This window comes from Streptomyces sp. NPDC033178 (assembly GCF_055577685.1).
Map to the genome: position 1 here is coordinate 141405 of NZ_JBVIPT010000010.1, position 16437 is coordinate 157841.

At 71.4% G+C, this 16437-nt stretch carries 11 protein-coding genes; 2 read left to right on the forward strand and 9 right to left on the reverse strand.

The genetic code is table 11. The annotated features are described in order from the left end of the window. Positions 1-70 precede the first annotated feature (70 nt). The 7 genes from ACZ5VQ_RS24915 to ACZ5VQ_RS24945 all read right to left on the reverse strand — a co-directional run bounded on the left by ACZ5VQ_RS24915 (position 71) and on the right by ACZ5VQ_RS24945 (position 13832). Positions 71-496: a GNAT family N-acetyltransferase gene (locus tag ACZ5VQ_RS24915; RefSeq protein WP_384090155.1), complete on the reverse strand. Its 426-nt coding sequence runs from the start codon at positions 494-496 to the stop codon at positions 71-73. Between the two features lie 69 nt (positions 497-565). Continuing rightward, positions 566-2767: a hypothetical protein gene (locus ACZ5VQ_RS24920; RefSeq protein WP_469106787.1), complete on the reverse strand. Its 2202-nt coding sequence runs from the start codon at positions 2765-2767 to the stop codon at positions 566-568. Positions 2768-3140: 373 nt separating this feature from the next. After that, positions 3141-8225, reverse strand: coding sequence for a DNA-binding protein (locus ACZ5VQ_RS24925; protein ID WP_469106788.1), 5085 nt, complete (start codon positions 8223-8225; stop codon positions 3141-3143). A gap of 151 nt (positions 8226-8376) precedes the next feature. After that, a complete protein-coding gene (locus ACZ5VQ_RS24930) occupies positions 8377-9243 on the reverse strand; it encodes a DUF4132 domain-containing protein (RefSeq protein WP_469106789.1) in 867 nt (288 codons plus the stop codon). A 154-nt stretch (positions 9244-9397) separates the two neighbouring features. Then, positions 9398-10276 (reverse strand): LLM class F420-dependent oxidoreductase, encoded by an 879-nt coding sequence (locus ACZ5VQ_RS24935; protein WP_469106790.1) that lies wholly within the window; start codon positions 10274-10276, stop codon positions 9398-9400. Between the two features lie 128 nt (positions 10277-10404). After that, positions 10405-12972, reverse strand: a complete 2568-nt coding sequence (locus ACZ5VQ_RS24940; RefSeq protein WP_469106791.1) for an FtsX-like permease family protein — start codon at positions 12970-12972, stop codon at positions 10405-10407. Positions 12973-12983: 11 nt separating this feature from the next. Next, positions 12984-13832 (reverse strand): ABC transporter ATP-binding protein, encoded by an 849-nt coding sequence (locus tag ACZ5VQ_RS24945; protein WP_469106792.1) that lies wholly within the window; start codon positions 13830-13832, stop codon positions 12984-12986. A gap of 196 nt (positions 13833-14028) precedes the next feature. Between ACZ5VQ_RS24945 and ACZ5VQ_RS24950 the strand changes: the two genes are divergently transcribed. Together ACZ5VQ_RS24950 and ACZ5VQ_RS24955 are read left to right on the forward strand one after the other, a co-directional pair. Next, complete coding sequence (locus tag ACZ5VQ_RS24950; RefSeq protein ID WP_055615889.1) at positions 14029-14256, forward strand: hypothetical protein; 228 nt, start codon at positions 14029-14031, stop codon at positions 14254-14256. A gap of 49 nt (positions 14257-14305) precedes the next feature. Beyond that, complete coding sequence (locus ACZ5VQ_RS24955; protein WP_362069420.1) at positions 14306-14644, forward strand: fic family toxin-antitoxin system, toxin component; 339 nt, start codon at positions 14306-14308, stop codon at positions 14642-14644. 112 nt (positions 14645-14756) lie between these two features. On the opposite strand, the gene ACZ5VQ_RS24960 is transcribed toward ACZ5VQ_RS24955, so the two are convergent. Both ACZ5VQ_RS24960 and ACZ5VQ_RS24965 read right to left on the reverse strand, forming a co-directional pair. Beyond that, positions 14757-15458, reverse strand: coding sequence for a class I SAM-dependent methyltransferase (locus tag ACZ5VQ_RS24960; RefSeq protein ID WP_469106793.1), 702 nt, complete (start codon positions 15456-15458; stop codon positions 14757-14759). A 149-nt stretch (positions 15459-15607) separates the two neighbouring features. Beyond that, entirely contained in the window at positions 15608-16294 is a 687-nt protein-coding gene (locus ACZ5VQ_RS24965; RefSeq protein ID WP_469106794.1) for an esterase/lipase family protein, read from the reverse strand. Positions 16295-16437: the final 143 nt, after the last annotated feature.

Consider the following 16437-nt stretch of genomic DNA (forward strand, 5'->3'; position numbering starts at 1 on the left):
GAGGAGACGACTTTCCTGGGGACGACCGGGTCCCCCGCGGACAGAGGATCAAGCACGTCCCGCGCTTCGGTCAGTCGGCCAGCGGCTTGACCCAGCGTCGCCAGTGGTCCTCGCGATGGTAGCCAGTGGCGGCCCAGGTGTGGTGGGCCTGTTCGTTGGCCTCCAGGACCATGGCGTCGACGCGGCGGCCGCCCAGCGCGGCGAAGCGCTGTTCGGCCGCTTCCAGCAGAGCGCTCGCGATGCCCTGTCGGCGGTGGTTCGGGTGTACGGCCAGTCGATAGGCGGAGCATCGCCATCCGTCGAAGCCGGCTATGACGGTTCCCGCCAGGGTGCCGTCGCGCTCCGCGAGGAGCAGGGCTTCGGGGTCTCGTGTCACGAGGGCGGCCACTCCGGCGTGGTCGTCACTGATGCTGGTTCCTTCCGCGGCTTCGCGCCAGAACCGCAACACGGTGTCGATGTCGGCGAGGGTGGCGCAGCGGATGTGGAGATCACTCATGGGGCGAGCCAAGCAGAGCGCCGACCTGTCTGGCGAACGGTTTCCGGACCGGGTGATCGAGCGTACGGATCATGAATTGCCGGTGCCGGTGCCGGTGCCGTGGCCGCTGTCGGTGTGGGTGTGCTCGTGCCCGGGCCCGGGCCATGTCCCGTGCTTCAGGTCCGTTTCGGCGGCGGCCAGGTAGACGGCTGTGGCGAGCCACTGGGTCGCGTACTGGTCCGGGTCGGCTCCGCTGTGGCGTCCGAAGACGTCCAGGGAGCGGCGGCCGGCCACCGCTCCGAGCGCGGTGATCAGGTCCGAGCCGGTGACGAGTCCGCTGCGCCGCAGCGCGGCGGCGTGGCCGTCGTGATCGTTGCCGCGCGTGGATTCGGCGGCGATCCGGCGTCCGCCGGTGACGGCCAGCTCGACCAGACGCCGTACGCGCCAGAGGGGAGAGTCGCCGGAAGGGGCGGCGCGGGAGGCGCAGGAGCAGAGGGCGGGCGGGGACGGAGAGGCGATGTCCGGCGGGAAGTGGTCGCTGTGCAGGAGGTCGTAGCCGAGATCGGCGCGACCCTGCCAGTCGTCCGGGAGGCGCAGTGTCACCTCTGTCCCGGGTACGGGGCCGACGGCGAGCACGCGGAGGGTCGTGACCCGGTCGGGGTCGAGGCGGCCGAGGACCCGGATCCGCAGCCCGGGACGCGCGCCCAGCTGCCGGAGATTGGCGGTGTGGGCGAGAGCGGGGTGGCTGTGGGCGGGGGCCAGCCGGACCGGTGGACCGGGGGCGGGCGGGCAGTCCGCGAACTTGTCTGCGCCACGGGGCAGTTCACGGACCAGCAGATCCTCGCCGTCGGCCGCGGCGATCTCCACGTCACAGCCGATCAGGGGACGGGCGTACCCGGTCCCTCCAGGATCACCGGCCTCTTCGTGATCGCCGCCCTCTCCGGCGTCACCCACGAGCGACGCCGGGAACCGCACGGCGGCGGACTCGGCGAGCGGGCGGGCGAACACCGTCGCAGGCGCGGCCTCGGCCCAGGGGCGTCCGGCGGCGACGGTGGCACGGACACCTCGTTCCGCAAGCAGGCGCCCCTCCGGGGAGACGGTCGCTCCCGAGATGATCAGGCCTCCGCGCGACACCCGGAAGTGGTCGCTCAGGAAGCTCCGGATGGCGACAAGGGCGGTACCGGCCCGTCGGGCCCGCGCCGGGCCGCCGGGCTGGACGTCGCGGAGCGTGTACCAGCGGCCGTCGTCGTCGAGGAGATGTGTGACCACACCGCCGAGGTCGCCGGCGCCGATCACCGGTTCGCGGCAGACGCCGTAGAGCCGCAGCGAACCGTCGGGGCGGTGGTTGCGGCGGACGGCGCCGATCAGTGCGGGCTCGGGAACGCCGGACTTCAACAGGTGGGCGACGAGGAGGAGTTCACGCAGGGCGGTCACCAACTCGGCGAGCCTGTCCGGGCTGTACGGGTCGCGCGCCGTACGCAGACAGCGCACCACGCTCAGCGCCGCGGCCTCCGCGCGGTGCAGGCCCGTCAGACGTGCCGTGTGGGCGGCGCGGAGCAGCTCGGCCTCAAGGACCGCTCCCGTACCGGCCGTTCCGGCCGAGAGCACGGCTGCGGCTGCCGTCCAGAGGTCGGCGGCCGCACGGATCTGGGCGGCGGTGGGCCCTGTGGGGGCGTCTGCCGGGGCGTGGGCGGGCTCGGGGCGGGGGTCGGGGTCCGCGAGCCGGGTTCGCTCGGTGGGACTGACCTGCTCGGTGGAGCTGGCCTGCGTGCAGGGGCATACCCGCTCGGTGGGACTGACTTGTTCGGTCGGGTGGATCCCGTTGGTGGGCCGGTCCGGTTCGACGATGCGGTCCGGTCCGGCGGTACCGTCCGGTCCGCCGGTACGGTCCGGTCCGGCGGGCGGAACAGCACCGGTGGGTTCAGCGCCTGCGCCGGGCCAGGAGAGCACGGACGGGGCGATGACCACGGGCCGGGCGGATTCCGTGACGGCAACCGGGCAGGCGCCCAGTACCGCCGCCCGATGCAGACAGCGCGGTGCCAACAGGCAGGTGCAGCGGGCTTGTTCGGTGTCGGTGACCGTGCCGGACGGGTCCGGTGACAGGGTCACCAGGGCGTCCTCGCCGCAGCGGACGCCGAACGTCCCGCCCTCGGCGGTGACGGGTGCGGCCGTCAGCGCCTCGACGGCAGCGTCCAGTCTGCCGCGGAGCCGGGTGGTGAGACTCTCCACCGCGGAGGCGAACACCTCAGGCGCGACCGGTGGGAGTGGGGTGGTCGTGTCGGAATGGGTCATCGGGGTGCTCCACGAGGGTGCTCGCCCGCCCGACGGGCAAGCGAGAGGGGACCGAAGGCGACAGCGGTGTGGGGCGGGGTGGGTACGGCTCGGACCACCGTCGAGAACGGCCGGGCAGCCGAACGGCGTACGAACACACGGTCCGAAGGGCGAAGCGACCGGAGCCGTACTCGACCCGGAGGCCGGACCTGGAGGCGCGACCTGGAGGCGTGACCTGGAGGCGTGACCCGGAGGCCCGGCTCGGAGGCGCGACCCGGAGGCCCGGCCGGAGCCGCTCCCGGCCCGCGGAGACGGTCGTGCGCTCTGCCACGACCGCCCCGCCCCTGGCGCACCCCCAGCCCGCCCCCGGCCCGCCCCGCCTCCGTACCAGGAATCAGCGGCGCGCCTTCCGCGGCCGGGCTACCTCGAGTTCCTCCAGCCGGGGCTCGTCCCCGTCCAGAACCCGCCGCCAGGCCGCCCGGTAGAGATCGGCGACGGGCCCGGTGGGCACGACGACGCCCAGGACGGCCTCCTCGCCGTGGAGCAGGTCGTACATCGGCACCTTCCACCGCTCCAGCGGAACGTACGGCTTCGCGAGCTGGGTCCAGCCACCGGGCAGGAACAGTGAGCGTCCCGCCCGGGTGCGGCTGCCTTCGAGTACGAGGTCGGTCGCGGCGAGTTCGGCGCGGGCGGCGCGGAGCCGGGCAGTACCGCCCCGCTGTTTCGCCCAGCCGGTCCAGCGGGCGGTGTGGTGGTCGGTGGGATCCGGCATGGCGAGCAGCATCAGATAGATGACGGCGGCGTCCTCGCCGATGCCGTACCGCTCGGCCACCTCACCGACGAGGTCGGGCACGGACCGGGCGGGATCCTGCGGCCACCACAGACCGTCCGCGTCGCGCTCACCCGCCACTGGTGCCCCGGGATCGGCGAGCAGCTCCGCGAACCGCCGGTCGTGGACCAGCCGGAGGGCGATGTCCTCGGCGCTCGGCCGTTCACCGGGGACCACCGCCGCCAGGTGGGGGTCGTTCCCGGCAGCGTCCAGCAGCGCGGGGCGGACGGCGGCGACGGGGTCGGGGACCGTGGTGCTCAGCACGACCGCGCCGTAGCGCACGAAGCCGTCACCCGTCTCCGAGGGGTCCCCGGCACCCCGGCGGAACGCCTCCAGATCGACCCGCCTGCCGAGGTTGATCAGCAGGTCCGGGTGGGCCAGCCGGGCGCGTACCGCGGTCAGCACCCCCGGGAGGAGAGCGCGGATCGGGTCGCCGGACGGGAGGCGGTGGGCGAGCCAGGCGGCCAGGGCCACCGAACCGTTGAGGGTGCCTGTGCCGAAGCCGGGCGTGTTCTCGACGGAACTCAGGTAGTGACCTCTGGTCGTCCAGGTCAGGTCGTGGTTCAACCGGGGTTCGGCCACTCGGTCGACGAACCCGCGCAGCGCTTCGGACGGTGTCCACCACGACGTGGTCTGCACGGTGCGGACCGCCTCGTGCAGCACGTCCTCGGGGAGGGCCGTCCGTCGGCCCACCCGCCGGTTCCAGACCTCCGCCGCAGCGACCACGTCCGGGCCGTCCGTCCACAGCCCGGACGGCTCGGCGGGCAGCAGCGCAGCCATGACGGCCTGCCAGACGCCGGCGTCCCGGCACCCCACCGCCTCTCTGGCCACGGCCACGTCGGCCGACTTCACTCCGATCGTCTTCAGCGTCTCGGCGGGCACGGGCCTCCGCGCGTCGTCGGTCAGAGGCACTCCGGCGATCGTCAGCCGGGCCATGGCCGGGGTGATTCCGGTGAGCCGGGCGAGCTCCTCGGCGGCCGCCGGGTACCAGGGCGCCGGACCGCGCGCAGCGAGCTCGGACCGGAAGGCAGTGAACCAGCCGGGCGCACGGGCCGGCTCCGGGGCGAAGGGCTCGGCGGACAACAGCGTGTACGGAGCGGGCGCCTCGAACCGGCCGGCCGGATCGTGGAAGACCGCCCTGAACACCTGGCCGTCGGCGTCGCTTCGGCTCCATTCGTTGAGGAAGACGAGGAACGCGCCGTCGGCCAACTGCAGCACCGTCGCCACATTGCTGCTCAGGGAGCCGGGCCCCTGGAACAGACTCCGGTCCAGACGCAGCCGGACAAGGCGCCAGCGGCCGGGGTCCAGCACCGCGAGTTCCTGGGCGTCCAGTTCGGCGAGGAACGTCTCCAGCACCTTCCTGTGATCCTCGGTGGTGGCCGTCGAGCCGGACCGCAGAGCCAACAGGGATGGCAGCGTGGGCAGGGTCAGCCAGTCCATGTCGCTCAAGGCACCCTGCTCGGGCAGGGCGGGGTGCGGACTGCCCGCCGGGGCCGGTTCGTTGAGGCCCCGTTGCGCCTTCCCGAGCAGCCGCAGCAGCCGGACGATCTTGCCGGACGATTCGTGGTAGTAGTACGCCCTGCCCTGCACCAGGTACTTGCGGCCGTTGAGGCCGAGGCCCTGCAGCGCCGCGGTGAGCGCGCCGTCGCTGAGTTCGGGCCGTTGATCCTTCCGGGCGCCGCCAGTGAGCGCCGTGTCGAGCCGGGTGCGCGCGGCGTCGAGGACGCGTTGCTGCCCGGCGGCGAACCGCACCACTCCGGCGATGCCTGCGAGCAGCGCGTCGTGACCGACCTGCGGCAACAAGGTGCGGATGATCCCGGGCAGCACGTTCGCGCCGACCTGCTCCCTCGCTGGATGGTCCTGGCCCTCGATGTCCTCCTCGGGCCGCTCCTTCATGGCGGCCGTCAGAAGCGCCGCCGCGGTGTCCTCGTCGACCTCGCGGAGCGCCGCGGAGCCCTGCGGGTCGCGGGGCTGGAGCAGGTGCCAGTAGCGCAGGGGAGGCAGGAGCGGGGTTCCCGCGGTGAAGGCTCCGGCGGTGTGGTCCCGCGGGATCTCGGCCATCACCGAGCCGTTCCCGTCGATCAGCCTGATCCCGTCGTACTCCTGGATCACGGCCAGCGGCCGGTCGGCGCCGGGGAACTCCACCACCCAACGCGGGCTGCGGCCGCGGCCCCTGCCGGGCGGTACGACGACCGAGCGCCCGGCCAGGTCCTCGCCCTGCCGCGAACCGTCGGGCAGTGTCACCACCCGCCAGCCGAGCAGCCCGTCCACCGGGGCGCACATCGGACCCGGCGCGACGGAGGGGGCGGGCAGCAGCCAGCCCGCCTCGAAGGTGCTTCCCGCCGGGGCGGTGCGCACGCCCTCGCCGAACCAGTCCGGCTGTCCGGGTTCGCCGAGCGTGTCGCCGACCGGGTCGTACGCGTGCCAGGTCCTGTTCTTGTAGTCGGTGCCCACCTTCGACCACACCCAGTACGACGTGCCGTCGCTGATCACCTGCCGGGCCCCTGGAACGACCGTGTCCCCGCGGCGCAGCACCCCGTGACCGGTGGTCCGGCCGCCTCCGGGAAGCGGGAGCGAGACGGGCGCCATGTTGCCGTTCATCCCGTCGCGCCCGCCCGCATTGCTGGTGCGGGAGTAGCCGGCCTCCTCGATCGTCACCCGTTGCGAGGGGGTGTGGTGCCAGTAGCCCTGCCTGCCGTTTGCGTCGACCGGACGCCACCAGACGAACAACTCGCCGTCCACGTAGTGATAGTCGGCATCCCTGCGGTAGCGAGCCACCTGGTCGGGGACGCACAGCTCGTGCGTGAGCAGCGTGCCCTCCGCGCCGATCACCCGGAGTTGCATGCCGGCCAGGACGATGAGGTGCGGCCAGGCATCGGTGACGAGGACCTCCCGCTGCAGATTCCCCGATTCGTGCGCTTCGAGCGCCTCTTCCCAGGCGGGCCAGCCCAGTTCGTCGAGGAGCCCGGACCGCAGGGCGCGGGAGAGCGCCGGGGCCATGCCGGTGCTCAGCGCCTCTCGAACCGCCTTCTCGGCGACCGCGAGTACTTCTCCCGGCAGCCAGCTCAGCGTCTGGAGAACACTGTGGTAGCCGTCGAACGCGGGCAGCTCCGCCGTGACGTACTTCTGGCTGACCTCGCCCACCCATTCGGCGAGCATCGGCCGTCCACCGGGGGACCCGGCCAAGGTGACGACGGTCTGCGGATGGTCTGCCCGGCCGTCCATGGGGCAGCCGAGCCGGAACGCCCGGTGGAAGCGGTGGTCGGCTTCCAGGGCGAGGAGGTCGCGCCGGTGTTCACAGGCTGCCCACGACACCAGGCCGAGGCTCTGTCGCTCCTCGGGTTCCGACAGGGGTATGCCCAGGGACAGCAGTTGGTCGAGGAGGTTCACATCGCCGACAGGAGGCGGCAACAGGCCGTCGGAGGCCTCCAGTTCGGTGCGCAGAGTGTTGGCCATGCGGTCGACCAGTGGATAGAGCTCTGCCGGAGCGAGGCGATAGTCCGCCCGCCACAGGTCCAGGAATCTGCGGGTCCAGCCGGCCGTACCGTCGGCGGGACGCACCTCGGCGGGAAGGGTGGCATCGCAGAGCCCGGCGGTGGCACCGGACTTCTCCAACAGGTCCAGCCACTGGGGCAGTTCTTCCCGCTCCCACCCCGAGGGCATCAGCTCCAGCAGGGTGCCGCGGAAGGCGGGTTCCTGCCGGGTCAGCTCCAGCAGGGCCGGCCGATGGGCCTTCCACCAGCCGGGCGGTGCCTTGACCGTGCCGGGCAGTGTCAGCATCTCGCGCAGATAGGCGACCTCCTCCACGAGCGCGTTCCTGCCCGCGACCGCCTTCGCCAGTCTGCGCAGATCACCCGCGCCCGGACTCGACGGAGGCAGCCCGTGCGCGGCCAGGCGTACGAAGAGTCCGCGAACGTGCCGGAACGCCGTCGCTGCAGGAACCCGGGACGACAGCCCCTTGGCGTAGCTGGAGAGCATCTTCGTCGGCACGGCCTCGGCCAGGGCGAACTCGAGAAAGACCGCGTCCATGCGCTCCTCGTCGAACGGCAGCGCGTGCGCCGTCTCGGCCTTGCGCGCGTTGACGAACATCCGGGACGCGTACGCCGTCTCGTCGGCGGCCAGGAACACCCGCCCCGCCTGCTCGTAGAAGGTCGGCAGGAAATGCGGTACGGAACCCGCCAGCCGCTCGCCGATCGACTCGTAGGTGGCCCGCGCCTTCTTCGGTCTGGATTTCGCCGTCCGCGCCACCTTGTTCATCTCCTCGACCAGGGACATGGCCAGGTGGCCGTCCGAGGGGTGATGAACCAGCACCCATTCCGGGAAGCCGAGTGCCCGCGGCTGTCCGAGACCGACCTCCGTCGGCCCGCCCTCGGGTTCGAGACCGAGGAAGCCGGCGCCTAAGCCCTCTCCCTGTTCGGCGGCGACCAGCCGTACGACGATCCGGTCGTCCAGGCCCGGATGCCGGTAGGCCTGCGTGAACATGGGCACGGCCCGGTCGCCGCCACCGGTTGTTCCCGGGGGCAGTACCGCACCGGCTCGCAGCAGTTCCTGAGTCTCAGCGTCAGCCTTTGCCTCAGCTTCGGCTTTTGCCTCCGCCACCGCCGTCGCATCGCCCCGGGCCACCGAGTCGTCGGCCACCGTGTCGTTCATGATTCCGTACCTTTCGTGGCCGTACGGCCGGTCCCCGGGGCCCTGCTCATCCGTGTGCGCCCGTCGGTCTCTGTCGTGTGAGGTGCCCCGACCACGGCCGTGGCCCCGAGGTGTGTCGCCGTCCGTGCCGTCGTCCGTGCCGCCGTGTCGCTCATGCGGCGTGGTCCGCGGCCACGGTGCGGCCGGCGTGCAGGGCCGCGGCCATGCGCATGCCCTCGGACCACGCCACGGGGCCGACCTCCGACAGCCGGAGCCGGGGGTCCCATCCATGGCGCCAGCTCAGATCGCCGGTCCGGCCCTCTTCGTCGTAGTACGGGTTGCCGATGTCGACCGACGCGGTGAAGACCCGCCCGGCGTCCCGGATCCGGCCGGTGACGCGGCCGTCGGCGACCTTGTAGCCGAGCGAAGCGGCGCGGGCGGAGAGGTGGAACCACGAGCTGTACTCGGCGCCGGAGAACTCGGTGACCGTCTCGGCGTCACCGTTGATGTCACCGGGCTTGTGCCAGGTGGCGCGGTGGATCTGTTCGACGCCCTGGACCACGCCCAACTCGGCCGCGAACACGCGGAGTTCGTCGAGATCCGGCAGCAGGACCGGGTGGGGCATGGTGACCGTGCGGGGGGAGAGGCGGACGGTCTCGCCGTCCAGGTTCACCACCCGAAGCTCACCCGAGTCGTCTGCGTCCCGCAGAAAACCGACCTCGTCCGGGCCCTCGCCCACCACGACCAGGTCACGCAGTGCCGACCGCCACGCCTCGTCGGGCCAGACCCGGGCCAGCAGGCCGGTCGGCACCGGCAGCGAGGACACCATCCAGTTGTCGACCTGCGCCGCGCACTGGGCCGCGTGCCGGTCCAGCCACTCGGCGAACCGCTGCAGCTCGATCACTTCGGGGCGGTCCCGTAATTCTCCCGGCAGGGGTCTCAGCTGCCCTGCCGGGGACGTCTCCGATGCGGACCGGGCCACTACCCGGCCTTCCACCAGAGTGATTTCGTAGGTGTCGCCCACTGCCAGCCAACCCATTGGTTCTCTCAGCCTCTTTCGCCGTTCGGAAACCGGCACAGCGTGGCCGGTGGCCCGAATCGGCCCACCTCACTGTGACTTCCGCGAAAGATTAGAGGCACCCACTGACAGTTTCCGGCGATCGAGCAGTCCCGAACGGCCGGGTTCTGCCGGCCTAGGTCTCGCGCAGCCGCGCGATCACGGGGGCGAACGCCTCCATGTTCGGCTCCAGCACCGTCAGATACGAGAACCCGAACCGGTCCCGCTGCGCCAGCACCCGCTCGACGATGTCGTCCAGGGTCCCCACGAGGACGATGGGCAACTCCAGGACCTGCCGCTCGGTCAGGTGGGGGATGTGGGACAGCCACGGCTGGATCGCCGCACCGGGGTCGTCGGTGACGGTGACGATCTGGACCAGCAGGTTCAGCTCGGCGGGCTCCGCACGCCCGGCGGCCAACTTCCGGTACAGGGCGACCCGTTCGTCGAGTTCCTCCGCCGCGATCGGCTCCAGCACACCACCGTCCCGGGTGCGCGCCCCCGTGAACGCCGCGATGTCCGCGTGCTCGGCGGTGAGCCGCAGCATCCGGTCGCCGTTGGCGCCGATCAGCAACGGCACGCGCTTCTGCACGGGCTGTGGCTGCCGGCCCTGCGAGCCGAGGAGCCGCTCCAACTCCTCGACCGTACGCCGGAGATGGTCCACGCGCTCACCCGGCGAACCCCAGGGGAGCCCCGCCGTCTCGTGCTCCGCCTGTACGTAGCCGGTGCCGAGCCCGAGTTCCAGGCGGCCGTCCGTCAGCGCGTCCGTCGTGGCCACCTCGCGGGCGAGCAACGCGGGGTTCCAGAAACCGGCGTTGAGCACGAACGTGCCCAGGCGCGGCCGCTCGGTCGCCTCGGCGGCGGCGACCAGCGCCGGGAAGGGGGCGGGCATGCCGAGGTGGTCCGGGGCCAGGATCACGTCGTAGCCGAGCTCCTCGGCCCGACGGCACTTCGCGCGCCATTCGTCGGCTGGTGCAAGGCTCATCAGATTGACGCCGAAGCGGAACGGGCGGGCCATGAACTCTCCTCACCGGTAAGGGACTTGAGTACGCCGTGTAGGTTGCGCCGGGTACGCGGAGCTCGCCGTGCACGTGGCGCCCTGTACTAGAGCTCGCCGTGTGCGCGGAGCGCCGCTCCGCGAGTCAATCACTCGTGCGCGATGGCCGCCAGCACATTCATGCGCGATGCACGCAACGCCGGCAGCAGCGCCGCCACGATGCCCACGACGGCCGATCCCACCACCACCGCGACGAGAGTCGTCCACGGGATCGCGAGCGCCTTCATCCCCTGCAGGGCGAGGACCTGCTGCACGCACACGCCCCACACGAGCCCGAGGGCGAGCCCGAGGACCGCGCCGAACACGGCGATCACCACCGACTCCAGCCGGATCATCCGCCGCAACTGCCGCCGGGCGAGCCCGATCGCACGCAGCAGCCCGATCTCCCGGGTGCGCTCCACGACCGACAGGGCAAGGGTGTTGACCACTCCGAGCACCGCGATGACGATCGCCAGGCCGAGCAGCGCGTACACCAGGTAGAGCAGCACGGCGATCTGATCGTGGATCAGCTTCTTGTAGTCGGCCAGGTCACGCACCTGCACCTGCGGATACGGGTCGAGCGTCTTGTCGAGGTTCGAGCGCAGGGTGTCGGCGGAGGCGCCGGAGGCCGCGTTCACGTACAGCGCGGAGTCCTGACCGCCGGGCACGTACTTCTCGATCGTCCCGAAGCCGAAGAACAGCCCGCCCTGCGTGCCGAAGCCCTCGGCGGCGTCCTGGTCGGTCAGTGCCCCCACCTTCAGTTCGGTCTTCCGCCCACCGGGGAACTCGACGGGGATCGTGCTGCCGAGGCGTACGTCGTGGTCCTTGGCGAAGCCCGCGTCCATGGCGATGTTCCCGTCCGCGAGCGCGTCGGCCGTGTCGCCCTCGGCGTACGTGATGCGGGCGACCTCGTCGAGCTGCGACTCGTAGCCCGCAGCGGTCGTCTCGACACGCTTGCCGTCCGGCAGCCGGACGGCGACCGGCGTGAACCGCTGCCGTACGACGAGTCCCGCGCCCTCCGTGTCCTGCACCTTCTCGGTGATCTCCTGCGGGAACGGCAGGAAGTTGGCGTTCTGCACCACGAAGTCGGCGCCCAGCGTCTTGTCGATCTGGTCGTCGAAGGACTTGGACATGGACGCGCTCGCCACGGACATCCCGCCGACCAGGGCGAGGCCCACCATCAGGGCGGCCGCGGTGGCGCCGGTGCGGCGCGGGTTGCGCAGCGCGTTGCGCTGGCTCATCCGGCCGACCGGGCCGAACACGGCGGGGAAGAAACCGCCGAGGACGCGGATCACCGGCCGGACGAGCAACGGCCCGGCGATGACCGTCGCGATGAGGGTGAGGACGACACCGAGGCCCAGCAGGGAGGCGGCGGACCCGGTCTCCGTGGACGTCACGCACCCCACGAGCGCGGCGGCGCCCAGCGCGCCGACGATCAGCCCCACCACGGCCCGCACGCGCAACGGCCGTCCCACACCGGCGATTTCGGCGTCCGCCAGCGCGGCCATCGGCGACACACCGGCCGCCCGGCGGGCCGGCAGATACGCCGCGACGAAGGTGACGCCCACCCCGACGACGTACGCCGCGACGGGCGTCGCCCACCCGATGACCATCTCGGCGGTCTTCAGGTTCATGCCGAACAGGCCCATGAGCTCGATCAGCCCGATCGCGAGCCCGATGCCCGCGGCCAGGCCGAGCGTCGAGCCGACCAGGCCCAGCAGCGTCGCCTCCAGGAGCACGGACCGGCGCACCTGCCGCCGGTCGGCGCCGAGTGCGCGCAACAGCCCCAGTTCACGGGTGCGTTGGGCGATCAGCATGGAGAAGGTGTTGACGATCAGGAAGACCCCGACCAGGACCGCGATTCCGGCGAAGCCGAGCATCACGTACTTGATCACGTCGAGGAATCCGCCCAGTTGGGCGGCGGCGGTCTCGGCCTGCTCGTCGGCCGTCTCCAACTCGTAGGTGCCCGAGCCGATTTCGGCGGCGATGCGCTGCTTGAGCTGTGCGTCGCTGACGCCTTCCGCCGCGTCCACCTGGATGCTGGTGGCCACGCCCGTCCGGCCGAGCAGTTCGGCCGGCGCGACCGCCGGATCGAGGAAGACCAGCGCGGCACCCGGGTTGGTGGTCTTGAAGGTCGCGATGCCGACGACCTCGACCTTGAACGACCCGGGCTGCGCGATGACGGTGAGGGTGTCACCGATGCCGACGTTCTTCTTGTCGGCGGTGTCCGCGTCGAGGAGCGCCTCGTCGGCGCCGCGTGGGGCGTGCCCCGAGGTCAGCTCCACGGGGCTGCGCTCGGTGACGTACCAGTCGGCCGCGATGGTGGGCGCGCCCGTGGTCGGGCCGACCGACTTGTTGTCGCTGTCGACGACGGTGATGTTCTCGACGGACACGTCCGGACGCGCGCGAGTGACCCCGTCGACCTTGCCGATGCGGTCCACGAGGCTCGTGGGTACGGTCGCGATCGCCCCGGAGGGGATCTGCGAGTCGAGATCCTCCTTCGGTGTCACGGTCACGTCGGCCGACGTGGACGCGAACAGCCGGTCGAAGGTGCGCGTGACCGTGTCCGAGAAGATCAGGCTGCCCGCGACGAACGCCACGGACAGCACGACCGCCAGCGCCGAGAGCAGCAGCCGGCCCTTGTGCGCGAGGAAACTCCGGAGTGTCGCCTTCAGCACGACAGCCTGCCTCAGTCCTTGTCGAGGGCGATGCCCTGGTCGGGAGCGATGCCCTGGTCGGTGGCGCCGTCGCCCTCGATCGTCCCGCGAATAGTGTCGAACCTCTTCATGCGTTCCAGCACCGCCTCCGCCGTGGGCCGCGCCATCTCGTCCACGATCCGTCCGTCCCCGAGGAAGAGCACCAGGTCGGCGTGGGCGGCGGCGCCCGGATCGTGCGTGACCATGACGACGGTCTGGCCCAGGTCGTCGACCGCGTCCCGCAGGAAGCCGAGCACTTCGAGTCCGGCCCGCGAGTCGAGGTTGCCCGTCGGCTCGTCCGCGAAGATCAGCTCGGGGCGCGAGGCGAGGGCGCGGGCGCAGGCGACGCGCTGCTGCTGCCCGCCGGAGAGCTGCGCCGGCCGGTGCTTGAGCCGGTCACGCAGGCCGAGCTGGTCGATGACCTGGTTGAGCCACTTCTCGTCGGCCTTCTTGCCCGCGATGTCCATGGGCAGCGTGATGTTCTCGGCCGCGTTCAGGGTCGGGATCAGGTTGAACGACTGGAACATGAAGCCGATCCGGTCGCGGCGCAGCTGGGTCAGCTCGCGCTCCTTCAATCCCGTGATTTCGGTGTCTCCCAGCCACACCTGTCCGGCCGAAACGGTGTCAAGACCCGCCAGGCAGTGCATCAGCGTGGACTTCCCGGAGCCCGAGGGGCCCATGACCGCGGTGAAGCGCCCGCGCGCGATGTCCACGTCGACCGAGTCGAGGGCGAGCACGGTCGTCTCACCCGATCCGTACGCCTTCGTGAGGCCGCGGGCGCGGGCCGCGATCCCCTCGGCGTCCGTGCGCCCGAGGGCGTGCTCCGCAGCTGCTGTGGACAAGGCCGCCTCCTAGGTGGGACTCCGGTGTCCGCGGGCGAGCCTAGTGTGATGCGCGGCACACTTGGTATCCCCCCGAAGTGCCGGTCGTTCTCCGCCGCAGGTCGGTGACCCGGGGATCTGTGTAAGGGGCACCCTTAGGGGAGGGGTGATTCGGGCCCTCTTGCCTCTGCTAGCACATCGGCGCTAGCTTCGAGGTATGGCTAAGACCCAGCTGAACGTGCGCGTGGACGAGGGAACCGCCCGCGCCGCGCGCGAACGCGCCCTGGCCCGCGGGATGAGCGTCAACCGCTACATCGAGGAGCTGGTCAGACAGGACACCGGAGAAGCCGGCCACACCTTCGTCGAGGCCGCCGCCGACTTCATGAAGCAGTACGAGTCCGTCTTCGTCGAGGAGTTCGGCGCGGAGCGAGAAGGCCGTCGCTGAGCTCTTGAACGAACCCCTGAACATCAGAGTCGACCTCGCCTGGCTCCTCATGGTCGCCGAACAGAAGACGCCGGGCGACCCCCAGGTCACCGACTTCGGCGCCCTGGTCGCCGCCGTCAGCCGCCACGAGGCCGAGATCTTCGGCGTCCCCGTCTACGACACCCCGCACACCCGTGCCGCCGCACTGCTCCAGCTCCTGCTGCACGTCCCGGCACTCGAACGCTCCAACGCGATGTTCGCCATGGCCGTCGCGTACGCCTACCTCGTCGCCAGCGGCCTGAAGGTCGTCACCTCGCCCGAGCAGGTCCGTGAACTGGCCCGCCTGGTCAAGACGGGCGAGGCCACGGTGGACGACATCGCGCGTGAACTGCGCCAGTGGAGTCTGTGAGCACCTCGGAGTCCTGAGCGGGAACCCGGGGCCGGAACCGGGGGTCGGAGTCCCGGTGCGGCCTCCTGAGGCCGGGCGGTCTCGGCCTCAGGGACCGGGCAGGCTCTCGGCCTCAGGAATCGGGCGGGCTCTCGGCCGCGGGCCGGCGCGCGGTCCCCAGCACGCAGTACGAAGTCGGCATCCGTGGCCCCTTCTCGGGCACCAACAGCCGACGGTACGGGCCCAGTTCGTACCCCGCGTCCCTGATCGCGCCCACGGGGTCACGGCTCACATGACAGCCGCCGAAGAGCAGCGGCCACACCGTGCGGTCCAGGGCGCGCTGACCGGCGTTCATCGCGCGGCCGCCGCCCCTCCCGTGCTCGAAGAACCGCAGCTCACCGCCCGGACGCAGGACACGGCGGATCTCGGTGAGGGCCCGCGGCAGGTCTCGTACGCTGCACAGGACCAGACTCACGACGGCCGCGTCGAAGGCCTCGCTCTTGACCGGCAGCGCCTCCGCGACGCCCGGGACCACGTCGACCGGCACGTCGGAACGCAGGGCTGCGGTCACCGCCAACGTCCGCAGGCGGCGCTCCGGTTCGATGGCGACGACCTCCGAGACCGTGCTCGGATAGTGGGCGAAGTTCAGTCCGTTGCCCGCGCCGATCTCGATGACCCGGCCGGAGAGCCCGGCGAGCAGCTCCTCGCGGTGGACGCCGATGGTCGGCTCCGCCGCCACGCTGCACTTGGCGTAGAAGCGGGCGAACAGCGGGTGGTGAACCGGGGCCGGGGCCGGCTGACCCGTCCTGGTGGTGCTGGAGCCACGCGGTCGCATGGGGGACCTCCCCTGAAGGTCGGGGCCTACCGCGATTGTCCCCCGGGACGGGCTCGCTCACCCGTTCGCGGGTCGTCCTGTTCGGCGGGCACGGTCCCGCCCTGTGGCCCCGGCCGTGCGGGGACCACAGGGCGGCCGCGACGGGCGGGTCAGGCGATGAAGTCGCGCACCTGCTCGTAGACGCCGTGGTCGTTGTTCATGTCGGTGTGCGAGACGCACCCGACCTCGACGTTCGTGGCACCGCTGAGGATCGCGGTGGTGTCCGGGGTCAGGGCCTCGTCGCAGTTCGACCAGTAACTGGCGTAGGAGACACTGCCCGGTGTCTCGTCGCCCGAGTTGAGTGAGGTCAGGAACGAACTGCCGGTGTACATCTCCGCGCAGGACGTGTAGATCCAGCTGCACCAGCCGGCGGTCGTGGTCCCGTGGTTCGTCCCGGCCGTGGAGACGAAGTCGTCGACGTACGCGGTCCCGCTGAGGTTCTTGAGGTAGTAGCGGGAGTTCAGGGCGCCCATCGAGTGCACGACCAGGTCGACCTTGGACGCGCCGGTCTGGGAGAGCACGCTCTGGATCTTGGTGGACAGTTGCTGGGCTGTGGTGACGTTCGACTTGCCCCAGTCGTAGGACCAGGCGAACAGCTCGGAGCCGGTGTAGCCGTCGGCCTTGAAGTCGGCGGTCCAGTCGTCCCAGCTGCTCGACGAACTGCTCAGACCGTGCACGAAGACGACGGGATTGCGGGCGGCGGCGTTCGCCGGGGACGCGGGCAGGGACAGGGACAGAAGCAGCGACGCGAGGACCGCTGCGAAGACCGTGCCGGCAGTGCGTGTGCGGCGGGTCATGGTGCCTCCTGATGTGGGTGGGTTCGTCAGGAGTGTCAGGTGGGGTCTACGCGCGCCGCATCGGTGAAATCGCCGGTCTTTACGCACCACTTAACTCGCCAGTAACGTGAGAGGTGTGGTGACCTCGGTGAACCCCCCGCCTC

Excerpts from the sequence above, each read along its gene's own strand:
- ACZ5VQ_RS24915 (WP_384090155.1), bottom strand. The coding sequence starts at position 496 with ATGAGTGATCTCCACATCCGCTGCGCCACCCTCGCCGACATCGACACC.
- ACZ5VQ_RS24920 (WP_469106787.1), bottom strand. The coding sequence starts at position 2,767 with ATGACCCATTCCGACACGACCACCCCACTCCCACCGGTCGCGCCTGAG.
- ACZ5VQ_RS24925 (WP_469106788.1), bottom strand. The coding sequence starts at position 8,225 with ATGAACGACACGGTGGCCGACGACTCGGTGGCCCGGGGCGATGCGACG.
- ACZ5VQ_RS24930 (WP_469106789.1), bottom strand. The coding sequence starts at position 9,243 with ATGGGTTGGCTGGCAGTGGGCGACACCTACGAAATCACTCTGGTGGAA.
- ACZ5VQ_RS24935 (WP_469106790.1), bottom strand. The coding sequence starts at position 10,276 with ATGGCCCGCCCGTTCCGCTTCGGCGTCAATCTGATGAGCCTTGCACCA.
- ACZ5VQ_RS24960 (WP_469106793.1), bottom strand. The coding sequence starts at position 15,458 with ATGCGACCGCGTGGCTCCAGCACCACCAGGACGGGTCAGCCGGCCCCG.
- ACZ5VQ_RS24955 (WP_362069420.1), top strand. The coding sequence starts at position 14,306 with ATGGTCGCCGAACAGAAGACGCCGGGCGACCCCCAGGTCACCGACTTC.
- ACZ5VQ_RS24965 (WP_469106794.1), bottom strand. The coding sequence starts at position 16,294 with ATGACCCGCCGCACACGCACTGCCGGCACGGTCTTCGCAGCGGTCCTC.
- ACZ5VQ_RS24950 (WP_055615889.1), top strand. The coding sequence starts at position 14,029 with ATGGCTAAGACCCAGCTGAACGTGCGCGTGGACGAGGGAACCGCCCGC.